General features: G+C 47.0%; 15 protein-coding genes. 1 reads left to right on the top strand and 14 read right to left on the bottom strand.

Features of this window, described 5'->3' with window-relative positions; genetic code table 11:
* Nucleotides 1-427 precede the first annotated feature (427 nt).
* Together addA and addB are read right to left on the bottom strand one after the other, a co-directional pair.
* The gene (addA, locus tag ATG71_RS19375; protein ID WP_098441078.1) at nucleotides 428-4,186 is read right to left on the bottom strand and encodes a helicase-exonuclease AddAB subunit AddA; all 3,759 of its coding nucleotides are present in this window, start codon (nucleotides 4,184-4,186) and stop codon (nucleotides 428-430) included.
* The gene (addB, locus tag ATG71_RS19380; RefSeq protein WP_098441079.1) at nucleotides 4,179-7,661 is read right to left on the bottom strand and encodes a helicase-exonuclease AddAB subunit AddB; all 3,483 of its coding nucleotides are present in this window, start codon (nucleotides 7,659-7,661) and stop codon (nucleotides 4,179-4,181) included. The genes addA and addB overlap by 8 nt, the downstream gene beginning before the upstream one ends.
* Before the next feature lie 163 nt (nucleotides 7,662-7,824).
* Between addB and ATG71_RS19385 the strand changes: the two genes are divergently transcribed.
* Nucleotides 7,825-8,982: an MFS transporter gene (locus ATG71_RS19385; protein ID WP_098441080.1), complete on the top strand. Its 1,158-nt coding sequence runs from the start codon at nucleotides 7,825-7,827 to the stop codon at nucleotides 8,980-8,982.
* A gap of 38 nt (nucleotides 8,983-9,020) precedes the next feature.
* Here ATG71_RS19385 and ATG71_RS19390 read toward each other — a convergent pair whose 3' ends face one another.
* From ATG71_RS19390 to ATG71_RS19445, 12 genes are all read right to left on the bottom strand, one after another.
* Nucleotides 9,021-9,557 (bottom strand): GNAT family N-acetyltransferase, encoded by a 537-nt coding sequence (locus tag ATG71_RS19390; protein ID WP_098441081.1) that lies wholly within the window; start codon nucleotides 9,555-9,557, stop codon nucleotides 9,021-9,023.
* Nucleotides 9,558-9,605: 48 nt separating this feature from the next.
* Nucleotides 9,606-11,093 (bottom strand): class I adenylate-forming enzyme family protein, encoded by a 1,488-nt coding sequence (locus tag ATG71_RS19395; RefSeq protein ID WP_353616292.1) that lies wholly within the window; start codon nucleotides 11,091-11,093, stop codon nucleotides 9,606-9,608.
* Between the two features lie 116 nt (nucleotides 11,094-11,209).
* The gene (locus tag ATG71_RS19400) at nucleotides 11,210-12,304 is read right to left on the bottom strand and encodes an endonuclease (protein ID WP_098441904.1); all 1,095 of its coding nucleotides are present in this window, start codon (nucleotides 12,302-12,304) and stop codon (nucleotides 11,210-11,212) included.
* 267 nt (nucleotides 12,305-12,571) lie between these two features.
* A complete protein-coding gene (locus ATG71_RS19405; protein ID WP_098441083.1) occupies nucleotides 12,572-13,750 on the bottom strand; it encodes a thiolase family protein in 1,179 nt (392 codons plus the stop codon).
* A gap of 25 nt (nucleotides 13,751-13,775) precedes the next feature.
* Complete coding sequence (gene fabG, locus ATG71_RS19410; protein ID WP_098441084.1) at nucleotides 13,776-14,519, bottom strand: 3-oxoacyl-ACP reductase FabG; 744 nt, start codon at nucleotides 14,517-14,519, stop codon at nucleotides 13,776-13,778.
* Nucleotides 14,516-15,427, bottom strand: a complete 912-nt coding sequence (gene phaZ / locus ATG71_RS19415; RefSeq protein ID WP_098441085.1) for an intracellular short-chain-length polyhydroxyalkanoate depolymerase — start codon at nucleotides 15,425-15,427, stop codon at nucleotides 14,516-14,518. The genes fabG and phaZ overlap by 4 nt, the downstream gene beginning before the upstream one ends.
* A 16-nt stretch (nucleotides 15,428-15,443) precedes the next feature.
* The gene (locus ATG71_RS19420; RefSeq protein WP_098441086.1) at nucleotides 15,444-16,448 is read right to left on the bottom strand and encodes a 3-oxoacyl-ACP synthase; all 1,005 of its coding nucleotides are present in this window, start codon (nucleotides 16,446-16,448) and stop codon (nucleotides 15,444-15,446) included.
* A gap of 12 nt (nucleotides 16,449-16,460) precedes the next feature.
* Nucleotides 16,461-17,417: a branched-chain amino acid ABC transporter permease gene (locus ATG71_RS19425; protein WP_098441905.1), complete on the bottom strand. Its 957-nt coding sequence runs from the start codon at nucleotides 17,415-17,417 to the stop codon at nucleotides 16,461-16,463.
* A 43-nt stretch (nucleotides 17,418-17,460) separates the two neighbouring features.
* Nucleotides 17,461-18,321 carry a branched-chain amino acid ABC transporter permease gene (locus ATG71_RS19430; RefSeq protein ID WP_098441087.1) on the bottom strand — a complete coding sequence of 287 codons (861 nt, stop codon included), beginning with the start codon at nucleotides 18,319-18,321 and terminating at the stop codon, nucleotides 17,461-17,463.
* 12 nt (nucleotides 18,322-18,333) lie between these two features.
* Nucleotides 18,334-19,041, bottom strand: coding sequence for an ABC transporter ATP-binding protein (locus ATG71_RS19435; RefSeq protein ID WP_098441088.1), 708 nt, complete (start codon nucleotides 19,039-19,041; stop codon nucleotides 18,334-18,336).
* Nucleotides 19,025-19,789, bottom strand: a complete 765-nt coding sequence (locus tag ATG71_RS19440) for an ABC transporter ATP-binding protein (RefSeq protein ID WP_098441906.1) — start codon at nucleotides 19,787-19,789, stop codon at nucleotides 19,025-19,027. Before ATG71_RS19440 ends, ATG71_RS19435 begins: the two co-directional genes overlap by 17 nt.
* Nucleotides 19,790-19,889: 100 nt before the next feature.
* A complete protein-coding gene (locus ATG71_RS19445) occupies nucleotides 19,890-21,110 on the bottom strand; it encodes a substrate-binding domain-containing protein (RefSeq protein WP_098441089.1) in 1,221 nt (406 codons plus the stop codon).
* Between the last annotated feature and the right edge of the window lie 141 nt (nucleotides 21,111-21,251).

Genomic DNA, 21,251 nt, shown 5'->3' on the forward strand with positions numbered 1-21,251 from the left:
TCCCGTAGGAGTCTCCGTCTTGCACTCCAATCAATAGCTAGATCCTGCTATATACACTGAATCTGCTTTAGCAATAATAAGAAGAGAGCCAGTCATACACAGACTATAGGTTTCGAATGTTCAATCATTTGGAATGTGTCGGCGCAAAATGAGTCATTCACGTCAGGTTGGACAGAAATCGGTCACTGCAACTAATGGAATGATAGTTGGTGAATGTGAGTGTAAAGCAATCTCTACATTAAATTTTTATAGTGAAACTTACGCTTGGAAAGTTGATTGGAGCGGAAATCAACCACTACTCGCTACATCTAAAAATAACAACATTTATGTAAACAGCTAAATGATTAATTCGAACGATTTCGAATGATCGTTCAGATATTCCTTTAACAAAACACTTCGAAGCTAATGCTCCGAAGTGTTTCCTTTTTTATAGCTCCAACACATGTCCTCCATCAAAGAAATACAGATACTTTTCTGATACTGGTTCTTTCCATATGGATTCTAATGCCCGGGTGTATAATTCGATTTGTACTTTATACCTCTCTTCGAGGATTGGCCGCGCTTCAGTGAACCCGCCATGATAGCGGTCATGGATACCGTCTGTCTTGTAATCCAACAGGACGATCCCCGACTCATCCCTGAATACACAGTCGATGACCCCTTGAACAAGAATGGTTTCTTCAGGTGCTTCTTTACCCGTTTCAGATATTTCACTAAGGGGGACGCTCATACTGAATGGGATTTCCCGTTGGATACTCCGGGCATTTGCCATCCTCTGACCAAGTCCACTCTCGAAGAAGCCTGCGATGTGTTCGACTGACACCGCCAGTTTCTGTTCTTCCGTCAGGATTTCTTTATGAACGAGCTCCAGTAAAAGATCTTCAACCTTCTCCTCTGTCGGCACCCCATCTTCAAAAGAAATATGCTGCATGACTGTGTGCATGGCTGTACCCTTTTCAGCAGGGGACAGTTCCTTCGATTGCATGAACTGAGGCCGATTATACACAGGCTTATGGTGCTGCCTCAGGATATCAATACTTGAGGCTTCATCCCTTATTTCAACCATCCGTTTCAGCTCTGAAACCGATTGCTTAGAACGAAGGTTAGTAGCACGTATATGAGGGTATTCCCACGATAGTCGTTCTAATACCTCTTCTTGATGGGATGAAACAATATCCACCACTTCACCATTCTTCACTTTCTCCTGCCACGTTCTTTCTTCATTCATTTCCTCATCCTCGTCCGCAACCAACTCGGATTTATGAATTTTCGTGATATGAAAACAGGAAGGGTGATTGAGAATCTCTTCATTCATCGATCCAACTCCTGACGCGCCAACCTCTCCACACTGCGAATGACGCATGAGGGACGGACCTATCCAATCAAGATAAGAACTCGCCGCTGCCCGGTCATAATCAGATAACAACCAATCCTTCTGACTTAAGGCCCCTCGCCATTTCTTCAGCGATTTCTCCAGGCTTTTCACGGTACCGACCAGATATAGTTTCTCCTTGGCCCGGGTCAGTGCCACATACAGCACCCGCATTTCTTCGGAGATTGCCTCCATCCGCTTCTTCCGCTTGAACGCCAATTGGGGAAGGGACGGGTAGCTGATCCGTTTAGCTGCATCCGTATATTTCACGGCCAATCCAAGGTCTTTATCCAATAAGTATGCTGCATTTAGATCCATAAGGTTGAATTGTTTAGAGGTACCGGCGACGAATACGACAGGGAACTCAAGGCCTTTACTGGAATGGATCGTCATTAACCGGACCACATCTTCCTGTTCACTCAGGGCTCTCGCCACTCCGAGATCATCTCCCCGTTCCCTCATCCTGTCAATGAATCGCAGGAACCGGAATAATCCCCTGAAGGAAGTTTCTTCGTACTGACGGGCACGGTCATAGAGAGCCCTAAGGTTTGCCTGACGCTGCTTCCCGCCGGCCATCCCTCCTACATAATCATAGAATCGGGTGTCCCGGTACAATTGCCAGATCAACTCTGTCACCGATCCCTGCCTTGCCTTTGTCCTCCAATTCCCGAGGTGATAAAGGAACACTTTGACCTTTTCGAATGTTTCTTCTTCACGGGGATTTCCCGGCTTCTCACTGGCAAATGTCTTCAACGCTTCGTAATACGTCCCTGCCCTGGAATGGATCCGGATACTGGCAAGACCCTGCTCATCGAGTCCGACAATCGGTGACCTCAGAACGGAAGCAAGCGGGATATCCTGGTACGGATTATCGATCACTTTCAAGAGGGAAAGCATGATGGCAATCTCGGTGGCCTCGAAATATCCAGTAGATAAATTTGCATGAATCGGTATTCCCTGCCGCTTGAATTCTTCCATGATTTCTGCCGCCCAAGGCATGGAGCGAAGCAGGATGACGACGTCACGGTACTGTATCGGACGCTCGGTTTTCGTTTTGGCATCATAGACCGGTGTCCGCTCTTCGATCATCCTTTTAACTTTGTTTGCCATATAACGGGCTTCAAGGACCGATTTCTCGATATCCCCTTCATCAAAGATGGAAAGCCCCTCTTCATCACCACCGGCAGAAGATTCCTCCGTTTCCTGATCGATGATGGCCACTTCAATCGGGTACTCATTTTCTTCCGGATACGGTGCACCTTTTACAAGTTCGGCTTCCCTGTTATATTCCATTTCACCGACCGCTGGACCCATGATCTGTTTAAATAAGAAGTTCGTCCCTTCTAGAACTTCTTTCCGGCTTCGGAAGTTTTGGGAAAGATCGATTTTTAATCCTGCTTCCCCTCTCTCGGGGAGAAAACGGGTATACTTTCCTAAAAACAGATTCGGTTCCGCTAATCTGAAACGATAGATGGATTGCTTTACATCCCCCACCATGAACCGGTTTCCAACTTCTTCACGTTCTTCGGTAATGAGAAGGAGAATGGATTCCTGAACCATATTCGTATCCTGGTATTCATCCACCAGTACTTCTTTGAACTTATTTTTGTAAAGATTTGCTGCTTCTGAAGGAATCAAGGCATCAGATGAAGGGTCTCTTAAAATGTCGAGACAAAAATGTTCCAAATCGGCAAAGTCGACGAGTCCCTTTTCTTCTTTCACTATCCTGAAACGTTTACCGAATTCGATCACCACTTCCGCCAGGGTGTGGATCACGTCCTTCATCTTCCGCATATCTTCAAGGAATGAACCGGGTCTTCTTGAAAAGAAATCCTCCTGAAGCTTTTCCAGCGTTTTCTTTCCCTGATCCCGGAGTTTCTTCGCTTCATCCACTATTTCTTTGTTATAATCCTCTCCCCTGCACGCCTTCAGCTTCGTAAAGGGGAGGGTTTGAATCGTTTCGTATAAAGTGTCCCAGGAATGGGCGAGACTTTCCTCCAGGCTCTCGACGATTTCGATATCGCTTAAGAAATTCTCCGCTCTCGGACCAGGCCCCCCCGGTACGCGGGTGAGGTCCAGTGCACGCTGAAATAAGCTCTTTGCTCCATGAAGCTGCAATCGGATATCCGTCAGAAGAGGCTCGATAAAGGAGAGTTCATCGATTTCCTTCTCCTCTTCCACCTCATACAGATCCTCGAGTTTTCTCAACCACTCATCAGGGTTCGGATGGGAGCGGGAAAAATCATACAGCTTCCTGATCATATCCTGCAGGGCCCCGTCACTTCGGTCGTTCGTAAAGGTATCGACGAGCCGAAAGAAGTCCTGATTATCTTCCTTGCCGTATTCCTCTTCAAAAAGATCATCAAGGACCTCATCCCGAAGCAGGTCTCCTTCTGTCTCATCTGCGATCCTGAATCCAGGATCGATATCAATGAGATAATAGTATTTTCGTATCACTTCGAGGCAAAAGGAGTGCAGGGTCGAAATGGACGCACGGTTCAGTAAACTGAGCTGCTTCCTTAAATGACGGGAATGGGGATCCTCATCTATTGCCTTCTCCAGCGCCACGCCGATCCGATGTCTCATTTCAGCCGCTGAAGCATTGGTAAAGGTAACAACCAATAATTCATCCACGTCCATCCTGTCTTCTTCTGAGAGGATCTTCTGAATGATCCTCTCTACCAGGACAGCCGTCTTACCCGACCCTGCCGCTGCAGCGACAAGGATATCCTGCCCTTTTGCCCAGATTGCCTTCCACTGATCATCCGTCCATGTAACATGATCCGGCTTGACTGGAATACTGGCATTATTCATTGGATTCTGCCTCCTCTCTCACTTTCCGTAATAAATCTTCCGGTTTCGCTGTCGGAAGCACTCTGTACTCGTTTTCCTCCAGAGACTGATCAAATTGACAGACGGAACGGAACGAACAAAATTGACACGGGGTCCGGTCCTTCAGCTTATATGGAGCTATATCCGTCTCTCCTGAGATGATCCGGTTCCCGGAGGCTTCATAGAGCTTTCTGACATGTTGACGCATATAATGGAAGTCTTCACTTGAAGCCGCCTTCGAACGGGAGGATAACGCACCGTCCTTCTTAATCCCTGCTGAAATGATATCGGAGTTCCCCGTATCGAGCGTCTGGTCCATTAACCTGACAATGTCGGAATCCCCAAGGACAAGTCCCTTCATTTTAAAGCTCTTGAAAATTTCGTTTTCGATCTGATCCATCGTCAGGATCTTCTTGCTGTTGATCATCGGGTTGTGAACATGGAAATAAAGAACACCGGCAGGCTTCGCTTCCTTTCCGACGAACTGTTTTGAATTGGTTAACACAATATCCAAATACGTCAGCATTTGCAGAGCCAATCCGTAATAGACTTCCGTCATATCCAAATCCCTGGCGCTCGATTTGTAATCGACGATTCTGAGATACACCCCGTTCGTATCCTCCGCTTTATCCACACGGTCAATTCTTCCTTGAAGCTCCATCTTCGTCCCATTTCTCAATTGGAACTGGAACGGCGGAAGGGTCGCCTGGGGACCGAATCCAAGTTCCACCCCGACAGGCACAAACCCGCTTGCCTTTGCATGTTCACTTAGAATGAGGCTTGCCCTGCCTATGATTTGTTCAAGCTTCTGAGCAATATAATAATGCCTGTTCGAGCTTAACAGGATCTGATGCTGCAGCTTCGGTGCCAGCTTCAGGACCGCTTCTTTCGCCAACTGCAAACACTGGGATTTCGAGAGTGATGCCCAAGTCAATCCATGTCGCTCCACTTCTTCTGATATCCATTTTAACGCCGAGTGGAACATTTCACCGATATCCGGTGCCTCTAATTTGAAGAAATCCCGTTCCCTGAGCTTCAGTCCGTGACTGGCAAAATGTGAAAATGGGCAACTGTGAAAGAGCTCCATCCGGGAAACACTTGCTAGGATATGGTCCCCGTACAAATCTTTGCTCGTATCCTCTGACAGTTGATTCCCGCGATTTTCATAAAAAAGGCTCGACAGGATATGCCCTGCATGCCATTTCCAATCATTGGACTCAGTATAAAAATTGTACACATCCCACCAGAAGTCATGGATCGGATACTCCCTCTTCTTTAACTGAAGCTGCGACGTCAGATGGGAAATCGTCACATTCGGATGACAGACATAATGAAGCTGATCCTCTTCAGATAGTTCCGACGGTTCATTGATGAGAAGCTTTGTATGTGCATCCGGGAACATTTCATTCAATCTCTTAATGAACGAGGAAGGCAAGAGCGCCTTTCCTTCTTCATTGGCGATGGGATAGCTGATGAAAAGGCGTTCGGCCGGAGTCGTGAACGCTTTATAGGCCACAAATTCTTCATCCAACAGCTTCGTCCTGTTACTCGGTGCGATCTTGAATCCCTTTGTTATCAATGACTCACGATCTTCATCGGACAGGACCCCGTCTTCATTCATTTTCGCAGGGAGAACTCCGTCATTCACTCCAATGATGAACGCCGCTTTGATATCGCCAAGCCTGGATTTCTCGAGATCTGCAATAATGACCTGATCAATGGCAGGGGGTACCAATGAGAATTCCATCGTTTCAATCCCTGCATCAAGGATGGAGGAGAATTTCTTCATGGTTGTTTCTTCATCACCAAGCATTTCTACATATTGATCAAGGAGATCCATTACTGCCGACCACGCCTGGTCATGCTCCCTTGCTGCGATCAAATTCCCTTTCTCCTCCGCTTCAATGCGCATCCGTTCAAGCTTTGCCGGTATGTCCAGCTCTTCCAGATAAAGATAAAGTGCCTCACAGTATTCCCGTCCCGTGGCGCGCTTCTTTAATCGTTTCCCCAGTCGGATGATCGGTGCCGAAATAAATAACCTCAATTCATTGATCTCGTGCTCAAGCTCCCTCTCCCGGTCGGTCTGTGGGGCGTCCACATGTTCAAGACCCCTGAAGCGACGGTATTTCCAGCGGTCTTTCTTCGTCCACCTGTCTCCCTTTATTCCATAAGCGAGCACATAGTTCTCCAGCCGGTCCATCTTTTCACGCAAATCGGTGGGATTCTTCTGATATGGAAATAAAAGGTCTGTTTTCACTGCCCGGAAGACCGGCTCATACCTCCAGTTCGTGTTCATGATCTCAAGTGTGGAGCGAATGAGCTCGATGAGAGGATGATTTAGCATCGTCCGCTTCTGATCAAGGAAAAAGGGAATCGCATAATCCTGGAAAATCGTTTCAACCTTATCACGGTAATCCTGGCTGTTCCGAACCAATACGGCGATATCCTTGTAACGGTACCCTTCTTCCCGGGCAAGCTTTCTGATCTCCCTTGCAATTCCTTCAACCTCAGCCCGACGGTTGGACGCCTCAAAGAATTCAATGGTGCTCTTCCCTCCCTCATAGGGAATCGTTGGCCGCTCTTCAAAATGACGTTCTAAATGAAGCATCGTTTCACTTCTGTAGCGGATCGGTTTATGGAGCACCTCTTCATTCACCGATACTCCTGCCATCCTGCATATATCCTGAAGGGTATGATACGTTTCGTTCGTCATCCGATACAGGCTTAACTCGTTCATGGCGTCGATTGGCTGTTCAGGATCCGTTGTAAGGGCAACCGTCACTTTTTTCGTATGCTGTATGAGCTGATCGATGATGAGGTATTCCTGAGGAGTGAAACTATGAAAGCCGTCTATGTAGATCTCTGCCTCTTTCAGAAGGTCGGAGTTTTTCACATGATCAGCCAGCAGTTGAAAATAATCTTCCGAATCAATGTACTTTCCGAAAAGCTTATCCTCAAATTTCTCATAAATCAGTTCAAGGTCATGAAGCTTATCCTTCAATACCTTGGAGCGATCACTGTCTCCCTCGAATCCCTGCAGGTCCGCGGGCGTTATGCAGTAGCGTTTGAACTCCTTGACAATCGCTTCCACATGATGAATGAACCCGGGCTTGTCCGATGCCTTGGTGAAAATATGGAGATTCTCCTTGTTTTCGTCTATAATCTTCCGAATCATCATATTCAAACCGACATCAGATAGGTGATAACGGCTCATTCCACCCGTTTCCTGAAGGATCTTCCACGCAAGACGGGTGAAGCTGAACACCTGTCCGCGGATCATACCATTCAATCCCGGCGTGTTTACAAGCTCGTATTCAGATATAAAGGACATTTGATCCGGTACGATATAGATGATTGGATCTCCATTCGGGGCTTCCAACAAACTCTTCTTCATCTCATCCAATATGCGATGGGTTTTCCCCGTACCGGAACGTCCGAGAATAAAACGTACAGCCATCCTCTCACTCCTTTTCTTCTATTCTATCTATTCTACCCAAAAGGGTTTATGAATTTTTGTATAGGTTCATTATAGTACACAACCACAAATCTTTCCCGTCTCAATTTTGATTGAAAATATTTGGAACATCCGCATACAGTAAACATAGGTAGGTGATATCATCATGAATCCAAATTTCCACAGAATCTCTGCTGTCCTGGTTGTGATGGCCGTGATGGTCGCTTGTAATATTTACACCTTCATCCCCATTTACGGAAGCATCGCTGCCACCCTTTCCATTCCGCAAAGTGAAGTCGTTATGGCCGGCACTTCATTTATCCTTCTCTACGCATGCGGTTTATTGACCTTTGCCAATGCCGCAGACCACTTCGGCAAAAAAAGGATCCTCGTCTGGGGGATGCTTGCATCTGCCGTTTCTTCGGGACTCGTTGGGCTATCAGCCGACTTTTGGAGTTTATTTATCACGAGGGGATTACAGGGATTTTGTCTGGGGAGCTTTGCCCCTGTCGCGTTTGCCTATACGTATGATTTGTTTTCCGGAAAGCATCGGACCCTGCTTCTGGCCTTCATTAATTCAGGCTTTCTCTTTGCCGGTATCCTCGGTCAGTTGCTCAGTGAAGGAATCACACGCTTCTCCGGCTGGTCTGCAGTGTTCTTCTTTTTCGCGATGGTATATGCTTCCCTTTTCTTAATCGGAAACCAGACCCTTCCACCAACAAACGTTGTATCTGTCTCACCCACACAACAACTCGCCACCATCCTGAAGCTGCTTAAGAGAAAAGAACTCCTTTACTGTTACGGAATCGTCTTCACCCTTCTCGCTACATTCATCGCCTATTATGACAGCTTGACCCGCTATCTGTCAGACGATCCCGGCCTGCTTTTCCTCACCAGGGCAGTAGGACTGATCGGAGCCGGTTTATCCCTTTTCACCGGCCGTCTTATGGAGGCACTCGGAATCTACAAAACTCTGTTTATCGGAGTCACTTTATCGATGATAAGTGTGGCGGCTGCTTTCATGTATGCATATGGTCACGAACCCTTCATCATCATTCTTTCTTCCATTCTTTTTGTCTCGGCCATCTCTTTATTGATCCCCACCGTCATTACCCTGATCGGAAATATGAGCGGCAAGGGACGGAGCCAGGCACTCAGCCTCTACTCCTTCCTTTTATTAGGGGGGACCAGCGTGGCACCGTTGGTCATCATGCACCTTACGTATGTACAATCCTTGCTTCTGTTAGTGGGATGCTTTTTGTTCCATGCATGGATGGGCGGCTTGTTATATGCGGGTCGGAAGAAATGGGGGACGGGGGATTAGCGCCAACCCTCACCCCATAAAAAAAAAGAAGGACACCCTCATCCTTCTTTCCATTCATCCACCAATAACCCATACAGAACCATGTCATATCGTTTCCCGTCCCTCTGCAGGAACTGACGGTAGCTTCCTTCTTTCGTGAACCCCAGCGATTCATATAAACGGATCGCTCTCTCATTATACGAAAATACCGTTAACTGAAGACGGTGTAAATTCAACTCATGAAAGGCATATGCCAGGAGGCACTGCATGGCTTCCCTGCCGTATCCATTCCCCCATGACTGCTCGTCACCGATGGAAATCGAGACCCATCCCACTCGATGAGACCAAAGAATTCCGTCCAACTCAACAAACCCGATGATTCTGGCGTCATCCTTCAGACGGACCGCAAAACGATAGGCATTGTCACCGGGATCTCCCATCCATTTCTTGATTTCTTCTTCTGATTTCGGTTTATGGGGGAGCGCATCCAATAGTCTTTGCACTTCTTCATTTTGATTCCATTCCCTTATTGCCGAAACGTCTTCTTCCTGAAAGCCTGATAGATATATTCTTGTACCGGATAATAACCGTTTCATCTTTTTCACCTCGATATATGTACTTCGAGATGTTCCATCCCTTTTCCTTTATTGCCCCTGTAAAAGCTTTGTCAATGCCGGTTTATTGACTTTGCCCACATCGGTTTTCGGTAATTCTTTCACAAAGTGATAGTCCTTGGGGATCTTATACTTGCCGAACTTCTGCAGGCAAAATGCCTTCACATCCTCCGTCGATATTCCAGCACCCTTTTGTAACGAAATAAAGGCTGTGACGACTTCCCCCCATTTTTCATGGGGCAAACCGATCACTGCACACTCAGAAACTGCAGGGTGCTCGCTTATCCAGTGCTCGAGCTCCTGAGGATAAATATTCTCACCACCTGAAATGATCATGTCTTTTTTACGGCCGACAATGTAGTAATCTTCATCCTCATCGAATTTCGCCAGGTCCCCTGTATGAAGCCAGCCGTCTTGTATCACCTGTTGTGTTTGCTTAGGGTTCTGCCAATATTCTTTGAATAAATGATCTCCCCCTAATAATAGCTCCCCTACTTCCCCGCGGCCGACAGGGTTCCCCTCGTCATCGATGATTTTCACACGGTTCAACATCATTGCTTTCCCGACCGAACCCTTTTTCATACGGGAAGGGTCAATGTAGAAATTATTCGGCCCGGCTTCTGTCAAACCATACCCTTCCTTAAAGGGAATCTCTTTTTCTTTAAAAAATTCATATACTTTCCCCGGACAAGGGGCTCCCCCGGATAAAAACACCTTCATCTTCGGGAAAAGGGTAGACTTGAATTCGTCCTTTTCCATCAGCAAGTGGTACATGGTCGGTACAAGGAGAACAATGCTGCACCCATGTTCATTTAAAGCAAGTATCGCCTGTTCCGGATCGAACCTCTCAGCGACAACGACCTTTCCCCCTATCATTAAGAGGGGAATCGATAAAGCATTTAATCCTCCCGTATGAAAAGTAGGCAAATACGTCACGGTGCAGTCTTCTTCGATTAAATTCCAGCTCACCACTGTATTCAAGGCATTTGATGTCACAGATTTATGTGAAAGGACGACCCCCTTTGGATTCCCGGTCGTGCCTCCTGTATAAATCATCAGCCAGGGATCAGAGAGTGAGAGGAAAGGAGAGTATGACAGACCTTTTTCCACTGAGTAAACTTCCCCTGCCACATCATCAATACAGAGTTGTGGGCAACATTTAGAAATTGAAGAAACGAGGAGTTGAAGTTCTTTTTTATAAAAAAGGAGACCCGGGGTACTATTCTTGGTAATCGATTCAATCTCAGCTGACGCTAACCTCCAATTGAGTGGAACAAACACAGCCCCAATCTTTCCACAAGCAAACAAAATCTCAAAGCAAATCGTATGATTCGTAGAAATGAACACCACACGATCCCCTTTTGTAATCCCGTGATCACACATATATCGAGCCCACTTAGACGCCCTTTCATCTAAAGTGCGGTAATCAATCCTCTCGTCCGTGGCAGCATTCAGTAACGCAATTCGATCAGGAGAGATCATTGATCGCTTATGCAACCAATCTGTGACTCTTTCCATACTCATCTCCTCCTTTTGGTGGTTGTATTCATCATAAGGATCAGAGGTTACAAATGAGTTACAGGCCGGGCCCCCTTTAACGAAAAAAAGACCCGGAGACTCCGGGCACAAACTCTTTACCAGATCATTTCTGCCCACTCGGGGTGATCAATGAATGGATTTCGATTTCCTTGATATTGCTCATAGATAATGTTATTCCTGCGGATTTCCCTTTCATCAACGGGATCTTCTTCGTTCCATTCAAGGAGTACAGACATTTTGCCCATATAAGGGGCACTTCCGTTGTTGACATTATTATTCATTTCCAAGTCCACTTCACCACTGTCCCCTTCATAACGGACATCCATGTAGAAAATCATTCGTGCCACGTCACCTTTCACTTCATCACGAGGCTCCCATGAATCGCTATCATAATAGTTTCCCGGGGCTTCACTCTGCTCATTTCCACCATTATCGAAGTCAAGGTTTCCTCTTGTAGAGTTGACCGTCACATCCGTCGGTCTTAAATGATGAAGGTCCGTCCCCGGCCCCTGTGCGGTTCCGAAATCACCATGGGATTTAGCCCATACGTGTTCACGGTTCCAGTCATTCACTCCGCCGCCGTTTGTCGTTTTCGATTGTGAACGTCCTGAGTAGAGGAGAATAACATTATTGGGATTGTTCGGGTCTTCATCCGTATTTCGCAAAGCTCCCCACACAGCATCATACGAAAGGGTTTGATGGTCATCGATGATGTTATGTAGTGCGGTTTTCAGCGTTTCACCCATCTTTCCTTCAGCTGAGTTGTAATACTCTTCATTAGCCGGTGGATCGGTCGGTTCCGTTGGAGGGTCGGACGGATCAGTTTCCCCGCCTTCCATCGATTCAAACGCCGATGTGGACTTCACTCCCGGGTGGGAAAAATAGGCCGTCAAGCTGCCCGTCACCTTGATTTTTTCACCCATCAGTCCCGGGTTGCTCTGAAGACCGAAGCTTGAACGGTAAGAAGATGGAATCTGGACATACACCATCTCATCTGTATTGGCTTCTGTAGGGGAATCCGCTAATGCCAATGCATAATCGTTCGGAAACTGATTTGTGACAACCGATGAAGCTGAAGTAGGCTGCCCTACCACATATCCTTCTACGGACTGTGTGGATCCATTTTGATTTGAGATGGCCTGGTCCACCGTATAAGGGGAATTCCACGTCCCATTTCCTGCAGCACTCATTTGACTCGGGGATACCTGACTGCACGCAATCGTAAAAATAAATACAATGGCAAAAATACCGATGACTTTTTTGTGTATAGACTTCAAATTGCTTCGCCTCCTTTGAATGCATTACACATTTAGCGTACAATATCGATTGTCATTATAGGGTAAATTTTATGTAAAAAAGGGAAAATGAGTCAAATATCATAAGGTTCAGCTGGTGATTTTGGTACATTTCAGCAACGTTAAAAGTGCCGGCCCACCCATGGACCGGCACTTTCCCCACTACATTCCTTCCACGAAAACCGAAGCACCCATGCCTCCGCCCACGCATAATGACGCAATTCCTTTTTTCAATTCACGGCGCTTCATTTCGTGAAGCAATGACACGACTAGTCGGGCTCCTGTGCAACCGACGGGATGACCGATGCTGATCCCGCTTCCGTTCACATTCACCTTTTCCCGGTCCAGTCCAAGTTCTTTCTCTACCGCTAAATACTGAGCAGCAAACGCCTCGTTGATTTCAAATAGATCGACTTCATCCAGGGACCAGTTTTTCGTTGTATGTAATCCTTTTTGAATGGCAGGTACCGGACCGATTCCCATCACATTGGGATCGACTCCCGCCACTGAATAACCGACGATTCTTCCAAGTGGCTCGAGTCCTCTCCTTTCGGCTTCTTCTTCACTCATTAAGATCAAAGCCGCCCCACCATCATTCAAGCTGGATGAGTTCCCTGCTGTAACAGATCCCCCTTCACGGAACGCCGGCTTCAATTTCTCGAGTTTCCCGAGTTCCAGTCCTGCACGGGGACTTTCATCTTTCTCAATGATCTTCTCCCCTCTTCGCTCCTTCACCGTAATCGGTACGATCTGCGTATCGAAATAGCCCTTTTCCATCGCGTTCACTGCCCGCTCATGACTCATCACAGCGTATCGATCCTGCTCTTTGCGGGAAATGGAATGGATCTCCGCAAGATTTTCAGCGGTTTCCCCCATCATGTTGCCGTGAATGGGATCTTCAAGTACCTCCCACACCGAATCGCGGATTTCTCCGTGTTGCAGCCTTTGGCCGAATCGGTGCTGTTTTAATATATACGGGCTGGAGCTCATCGCTTCCACTCCGCCAGCCATGACGATATCGGACATTCCCGTTTGGATTTGCATGGCTGCCGATATGATGGCCTGCATGCCGCTTGCGCATTGACGTTGGATCGTAAAGCCCGTCGTTGTGTCATCAAAGCCGGCAAGCAGTGAAGCCGTTCTCGCCGTATTAGGCTGATCGGTTCGTTGGATGCAATGCCCGAGGATCACTTCATCAATGTCACTCGCCGATAACCCGCTTTCCTTTGCGGCTTCTTTCATTACGGGTACGATCAAATCTGTCGGAAGCAGGTCCTTGAACGCTCCCCCAAATGCGCCAACCGGCGTACGAAGAGCCGATGTGATTACTACGTTTCTCATATTGTCACTTCCCTTTCGTGTCAGATTACATCATGATTCCGCCATCCACATGGAGGACGGTGCCATTCACATAGTCACTATCGTCTGATGCGAGGTATAAATAGGCCTTTGCGATATCTTCCGGCTTTCCTAATCTGCCAAGTGGAATCATCACTTTCATTTGATCAATGACCTTTTCCGGCACTGCCGCCACCATGTTCGTCTCGGTAAAGCCCGGTGCGACTGCATTGACGTTGATCCCTTTGCGACCTAACTCCTTTGCCCACGTTTTTGTCATCCCAACGACCGCGGCCTTCGTTGCAGCATAGTTGGTCTGACCGACGTTTCCGTAAACCCCGCTTACAGACGAGGTATTGATGATTTTCCCTTTGCCATTTTCGATCATATGGGGCAGGACCGCCTGAGTGCAGTTGAATACACCTGTTAAATTGACATCCAGGACCTTCTGGAAATCTTCTGATGAAAGCTTATGCACCATAGCGTCCTTCGTGATTCCCGCGTTGTTGATTAAAATATCGATCTTGCCGAATTGCTCTTTTACCCCCTGCACGAAAGAATCCACCGAAGAGCGATCGGCCACGTCCCCTTGGAAGAAGACTGCTTTCCCTTTCCCCAATTCGTTCAGCTGCCGGGCTTTTTCCTCCCCGCTTTCCTTATTGAAGTCAACAAGGGCCACATGACTTCCTTCGTTTACAAATGTTTCAGCTGCAGCAAATCCGATCCCGTTGGCTGCCCCAGTGATTAATGCGACTTTCCCAAGAAGTCTCATGCCATTTCCTCCTTCGTTTGCAAAAACGAATGGATCGTGTCGAGCAATTGATCCAAATTGTCTATGAGCGGTGAATGCCCACTATTCTTTAATTCGACAAATACAGCGTTTTCTCCTATATCCCCGATGATCTCCTCTGTCATTTCCTTCGTGATGACATAATCCCTCTCTCCCCGGAGGACAAGGACAGGTATGGAGATCGTGCCGGCCTTACCCGTTCCTTCCACGAGACCATTGTATACATCACTTATATTGAACGTATTGAGCGCTTGATAAATGTGAGAGAGATTCCGCTGGGTTCTCATGTCATCGATATATTCTTCATAGCGGCTTGCCTCAGGCTGGGTATGGGAATAGATCAGGGCATTCCATAAACCACGGAGGAACTCCCGGTCATTCCCGTCATATGCGGCTTGAACGGGAATCGTTTTCCCCTTATCCTCCTTCACTTCTTCCATCGTTCGAAGTCGTTTCCCAAGATCAGGCGTGCCATCTTCTTTCGTCCCCATAAATGGATAACCTCTGGTAGACGCGGACGCGAGTAAGATTAGATTGTTGCAATCATCGGGATAATCAATGACATATTGCATGGCGACCGCCCCTCCTGTGGACCATCCCACCATGGAAAACCCCTTGAGTCCAAGAGCTTCCACCCAATCTTTCAGATCATCAGACAAATCTTTGATACTCTCAATCTCCCGATGATAGCTGGATTCTCCAAATCCTCTCATATCAACCGCATACAACTTATAGCGTTCATCCATATTTTCAAGGACGATATCCCAATGTTTGGATGACGTCATATTTCCATGCACGAGAACGAGTGGAATATGTCCCCCGCTTCGCTCCCGATAAGCGAGGGTTTCTCCATTTCCAAGCAATACTTTCTTTAATTGAACCGTTGTCATAACGTTGATCCCCCTTTTAAGAATTTCCCCAGACCATGGTGGTCGCTCCCCATGCGTATCCAATACCGGCACTGACGAGGACGACCACATCGCCATCCTTCAGTTTGCCTCTTTCTTCCGCCAATCGCAGTGATAGGATTTGATCGAATTGCCCGAGATGGCCGTATTCCTCGAGATAGATGGATTGTTCTTGCGTGAGCCCCAATTCCTTTAGTACATAGAGATGGGCAGACCTTTTCATGTGCAGCATCGCGACATAAGAGATATCCTTTTCTTCGAATCCACTCTTATATATTGATTCCCTTATGACCTTCAGAAAGTGATCCATGGACTTTTGTTCCAATCTTCTTTTCATTCCACCAGGATCGGTCACATCGAGCTTGTAACGGTGGAGGGACTCCCTTGTCAAAGGCTCCTTCGTTCCTCCAACGGGAACAATGACATCTTCTGAAAACGAGCCGTCGGTGATGATGGATGTTTCCAATACCCGGTTTTTCTTCAGGTTTTGTTGTAGAATCATCGCCCCTCCTCCTGCTGACAGGTTGAACATAAAGCGGGTCCTGCTATTTTCATAGTCTATGAAATCGCTGTTGCGATAGCCTCCTGCCATGAGAATGGTTTTAATCGCAGGGTCCGATTCCAGTAAGCTTTTTGCAAGTTTCATGGCCATAATGGTCGTACCGCACCTCAGTGCGACATCAAATGCCCAGGCATGGTACGCCCCGATTTCTTCCTGAAGCTTGATGCCTGCTGTCCAGAGGGGATATTCTTTGTGCTCTTCCCCAACGTAGATGACAACATCTATATCCTTGGGGTCGATGCCTGCATTTGAAATTGCCTCTCTTGCCGCCTGAATCCCCATGGCACATGTATGGTCCTCAGGATTTGGAACCGTTTTCTTTTTAATCCCCATTTTGCTTTCTACAACCTCTATCGGAAGTCCTGCTTTTTCTGCGATATCTTTACTCGTCATAGTGGATGAGGGTAAATACATCCCCGTACTGAGCATACCGATTGTCATGAAGATCCCCCCTTAGCTTGCGATGTTTTTCTCTTCTCTTTCCTCTTTTTTTGTCCGTTTTCTTTTCTTGATCTTCTTGAATGATCCCACAATGCCTGTCGGGAAGAACATCACGGCCAGGATATAAAGGATACCGAAGAAAATGATCCACCGTTCAAAGATCGGATACGTTTTAGCGAGCTCAGTCAGATAGTGATGGGCAAATTCAATCAACCCTGCACCGACTATCGGTCCGATCAAAGTCCCCACCCCGCCGATGATGGTCATCAATAATGCATCGAGGGTCACATCCATTGTGAATACACTGGTATTCACGAAGCGTAAGGACAAGCCGTACAAAGAACCTGCAAAGCTTGCGATCACTCCGGCTATAACACTGGCTAAAATCTTGTAATGAAGAACCTGGAACCCGATCGATTCCGCTCTCTGCTCATTTTCACGGATCGCCTGGAGAACGGAGCCCGCCGGAGAGTGGGTGAACCTTTTTAATAACAGAAAAATGATGACCATGACACCGAGACAAACGAAGTAGAAGACAAGACGATCCTTCAATACATCCGGTGTCCGGAACGTAAATCCATCATTCCCGAAGGTCAGGCTTCTCCACTTTTCCGCACCGACGAGGAACAAACCTGCGAATGCCAGGGTGAGCATGGCATAGAAATGACTCTTAAGGCGTAACGTCAGGAGTCCAACGACATAGCTGACGATTCCCGCTATGAAGGATGCCGCAAGGATTGAGACCACGAGCCAAAACATGGTCGGCTCCATCCGGTCGAGAAAGATCCCTGTGGAATACGCACCGATTCCGAAGAACATGGCGTGCCCAAAGGAGACGATTCCTGTATAGCCAAGCAGGAGATCGTAGCTCATGGCGAAAATGCCAAAGATGAATACCTGTGTCAGAAGAATCATCATACTTCTTGAATCGTTAAAAAATGGGTAAACGATCAAGATGGTTAATGCCATCCCTAAAAATGCGTTCGATCTGTCTTTGAGAATCTTCACTTCCTCACCCCTTTACTGTAAATAACCCCTGTGGTCGGAATATGAGTACGAGAGCCATTAAGATCATATTGACGGCGAGGGATAGTTCCGGGACATAATAGGTCATGAATGAGCCTGACAATCCAACTAAGATGGCTGCGAATAATGAACCCGGAAAGCTCCCCATTCCCCCGATCACCACGACGATGAAGGCAAGGATCGCGAATTCCATGCCCATTTCGGCATAAATGACACCCGAATAGGGCGCAAGGAGAATCCCGCCGAGGGCAGCAAGTGCAGACCCGACCATGAATACATACATAAACACCCTCTTGATATTGATCCCGAACGCTTCAACCATTTCTTTGTTCATGACCCCTGCCCGGACGATCAAACCGATTCTCGTTTTATTCAAAATCAGCTGCACAATCGTGAAAATGAAGAGGCCGATGAGGATAATGAAGACACGGTATTTAATGACAATAATATCCCCGACCGAAAAGCTTCCCGCTAAATAGTCAGGCGCTGTGGCCGATAGCTGATTCGGTCCCCATACCACTTTCAATAATTCTGACAGGACGAGCATGAAGCCCAGAGTAATGAGGATCTGCTGCACATGGTTTCCATACACAGGCTGTATGATGAATTTCTCCGTCACAAAACCTAGTACCAAACCCGTTGCAACCGCTCCGATGATGCCGATCACAAAGCTCCCTGTCACGGTGTAAATCCAAACTCCGCTATAAGCACCCCACGCGAACAAACCGCCGTGGGCAAAATTCAATACATCCATCAACCCGAATATGAGTGTTAATCCTGCTGCCAGCAAAAAGATCAGCATCCCTGTCGCCAATCCATTCAGTGCCAGGGTAATGATGAGGTCCATCCTATTCACTCCTCACGCGATTCCTAAGTATTTCCTCTTCATTTCTTCATCTTTCACCAATGACTTCATCTCCCCATGATGAACAGTGGTTCCATCGTCGATAATATAGAATCGGTCCCCAATACCGCTCGCCATCAAAAAATTCTGTTCTACAAGGAGGATAGTTGTTCTTTCCTTCATTTCTTCAATGGAACGCATGACTTTCTCTACGACAATCGGAGCGAGCCCCTTACTCGGTTCATCGATTAAAATGAGGTCATTATCATTTAAGTACGCCCTTGCGATGGAAAGCATCTGCTTCTGTCCGCCGCTTAAATTCCCTCCTACTTTCTTCCAGAACTTCTTTAAATCAGGAAACAGATCGATGATCCAGTTCATGCGGTCCTCCGTCTCCTGGTCCTGGGCTTTCATCGCCACCTTCATATTTTCTTCCACTGTCAGGTCTCCAAATATCCCTTGATCCTCAGGTACATAACCGTTGCCTCTACCCGCCACCTTAAAGGTCGGGAGCCCCTGGATTTCTTCGCCTTTATAGATGATTTTCCCTTTTGATGGCGGTGTAAGTCCCATGATGCTCCTGAGACTGGTCGTTTTCCCCGCACCGTTTCGTCCAAGAAGTACCGTTACTTCTCCCTTCTTCACTTCAAACGAAACTCCTTGAAGGATATGGTACTGCCCGATATACGTTTCAATTTGTTCTACTTTAAGCAGAGTGCTCATCATATAAGCCCCCTAAATAGGCTGATTGTACCTGCTCATTTTTCATGATTTCCTTCGGATGATCATCAGCAAGCAATCGCCCGTTGAATAACACCATGATGCTGTCTGATAAATCCATGATCAAATCCATTTTGTGCTCTATGAGGACAATCGTTTTTGTTCCTTGGGATTTGATGGCACGAATCACCTCAAGAATCTGCGGTACTTCCTCCAGGGACATCCCTGCCGTCGGTTCATCCAATAATAAAATTTCCGGATCAAGTGCAAGGAGCATGGCAATTTCAAGCTTTCTTTTTTCCCCATGTGCAAGATTCACGGCAAGGGAGTCGGCTTTATTCGTAAGCATGACGAGTTTCAGTAATTCATGTGATTCGCTCATTATGTCGCTGAATGCGTTTATATTCCTGTGCATCACATACCGGATTCCTTTTCTTGACTGTACGGCCAATCTCACATTCTCCAACACCGTTAAGTTCGGAAACACATTCGTCATTTGAAAGGAACGGCCGATGCCAAGACGGGCACGCTTTGTCGTGGACAGCCTGGTGATTTTCTTTCCTTTTAGATATACATCTCCACTCGATGGCTTTAATTGTCCGCTTAATAGATTGAAGAGTGTCGTTTTACCGGCACCATTCGGCCCAATGATGGATTTGAACTCCTTATCCGGTACAGAAAACGTCACATTGTCCACAGCTGTATGGCCCCCGAATGTGATACTCAAGTTCTTGGTTTCTAAAATACTCAACTTTTTCACCCCGCTTGGATTTTCATAAAAGGGGCTGACTGTAAACAAAGTGCCATAACACCATGTCAGTCACCCCCCCATTCATTCGTTTACGTTCAATTTAGTTACGGATTGGCGGCGCAGTTTCTTCAGGAGAAAGTTCCCTGATCAATACCGGCACAGGATATGGAACTCCTTCCTTCTTTTCAAGCTTAATGGCATACAGTGTTTGAAGGGCCTGATGATCTTCTTCACGGAACGTCATCGTCCCTTTCGGCGTCTCAAAGCTCATGCCTTCCATCGTGTCGATAAGTGTATCGGCATCCAGATCACCTTCCGTTTTCTTGATCGCCTCCACAATGGAAATCGCCGAGCTCATCCCTCCAGGAGTAAAGAGATCCGGTACTTCATCATATTTCTTCTGATGCTCTTCCACTAGCCAGTCATTGATCTTATTGTCAGGCAGTTCATGGTAATAAACACTGAAGCCTTCCATCCCGACAAGGGGTTCCATAGCGGAAAGGGCGGCAATATCAGGTGCACCCGTGGATATTTTGATCCCTTTTTCCTGAAGCTTCATATCCGCTATCTGATTCCATGGAGAATTGGCTCCTGCCCAGATGACAAAAAGATAGTCCGGTTTACTATCGATGACCTTCTGGATATTGGAGGTGAAATCCGTCGCTGCCGGATCGGCATATTCTTCAAGGACTATTTCCGCTCCGAGTTTTTCGGCTGCTTCCTTAAAGGCTGCCACCCCGTCGCGTCCAAAAGAGTAATCCGGTGCCAGAGTGGCAATCTTCACCCCCTCCTTCGCAATCGCCGCAGCACCTGCAACAGCATCCTGTGAAGAGTTACGTGCGGTCCGGAAGATATATGGATTAAACTCTGATCCTGTGATGCTGTCGGCAACTGCAGGTTCGACAATCATGATTTTTTCATATTCCTCTGCAAGGGGGAGCACGGCCAGGGTGTCACCTGAGCTTGAAGATCCCACCAGAAAATCGACTTCATCTTCTTCCAATAGTTTCGTCGCTTTCTGAACCGCTACCTCCGGCTTTGTTTCTGTATCTTCATATACTACTTCTATCTTCTTTCCTGCCACTTCCATCTTTCCATCCGTCGCATACTCAAGACCCAATTCAAATCCCTGCTTCGTCTGCTTACCGTATGACTCCAGTGCCCCGGTTAGGGAAGCAAGCACCCCGATTTTCACCGTCTCCTGTTCCTTCCCATCCCCATCCCCTGATCCACTGCTGCTTTCCGAACTGCAGGCACTTGCCGTTACCAACAGACATGACAACATCAGGATGAAAGCCGTCCATCTAAATGATCGTTTCATTCTTTTTCCCCCTTAAGATTGAACTAAAGCGATAATAGCTTTGATTTCATCTTAGGGGATGGGAGTTACAAATGAGTTACAGGGTTTGTCGGGATTAAACTGTTGGATAAAAAGGTAAATGGCTGGATTTATTCGGAGGCT

Source organism: Bacillus sp. es.034 (assembly GCF_002563655.1).
In the GTDB taxonomy this organism is placed as follows: domain Bacteria; phylum Bacillota; class Bacilli; order Bacillales; family Bacillaceae_B; genus Rossellomorea.

What these genes read in the sequence shown, in the direction of transcription:
- ATG71_RS19435 (WP_098441088.1), bottom strand. Translation starts at nt 19,041, where the DNA reads ATGAGCACTCTGCTTAAAGTAGAACAAATTGAAACGTATATCGGGCAG.
- ATG71_RS19425 (WP_098441905.1), bottom strand. Translation starts at nt 17,417, where the DNA reads ATGGCATTAACCATCTTGATCGTTTACCCATTTTTTAACGATTCAAGA.
- fabG (WP_098441084.1), bottom strand. Translation starts at nt 14,519, where the DNA reads ATGAGACTTCTTGGGAAAGTCGCATTAATCACTGGGGCAGCCAACGGG.
- ATG71_RS19390 (WP_098441081.1), bottom strand. Translation starts at nt 9,557, where the DNA reads ATGAAACGGTTATTATCCGGTACAAGAATATATCTATCAGGCTTTCAG.
- ATG71_RS19405 (WP_098441083.1), bottom strand. Translation starts at nt 13,750, where the DNA reads ATGAGAAACGTAGTAATCACATCGGCTCTTCGTACGCCGGTTGGCGCA.
- ATG71_RS19420 (WP_098441086.1), bottom strand. Translation starts at nt 16,448, where the DNA reads ATGACAATCGGTATGCTCAGTACGGGGATGTATTTACCCTCATCCACT.
- phaZ (WP_098441085.1), bottom strand. Translation starts at nt 15,427, where the DNA reads ATGACAACGGTTCAATTAAAGAAAGTATTGCTTGGAAATGGAGAAACC.
- ATG71_RS19430 (WP_098441087.1), bottom strand. Translation starts at nt 18,321, where the DNA reads ATGGACCTCATCATTACCCTGGCACTGAATGGATTGGCGACAGGGATG.
- addA (WP_098441078.1), bottom strand. Translation starts at nt 4,186, where the DNA reads ATGAATAATGCCAGTATTCCAGTCAAGCCGGATCATGTTACATGGACG.
- ATG71_RS19395 (WP_353616292.1), bottom strand. Translation starts at nt 11,093, where the DNA reads ATGGAAAGAGTCACAGATTGGTTGCATAAGCGATCAATGATCTCTCCT.
- ATG71_RS19445 (WP_098441089.1), bottom strand. Translation starts at nt 21,110, where the DNA reads ATGAAACGATCATTTAGATGGACGGCTTTCATCCTGATGTTGTCATGT.
- ATG71_RS19400 (WP_098441904.1), bottom strand. Translation starts at nt 12,304, where the DNA reads ATGAGTGCTGCAGGAAATGGGACGTGGAATTCCCCTTATACGGTGGAC.
- ATG71_RS19385 (WP_098441080.1), top strand. Translation starts at nt 7,825, where the DNA reads ATGAATCCAAATTTCCACAGAATCTCTGCTGTCCTGGTTGTGATGGCC.
- addB (WP_098441079.1), bottom strand. Translation starts at nt 7,661, where the DNA reads ATGGCTGTACGTTTTATTCTCGGACGTTCCGGTACGGGGAAAACCCAT.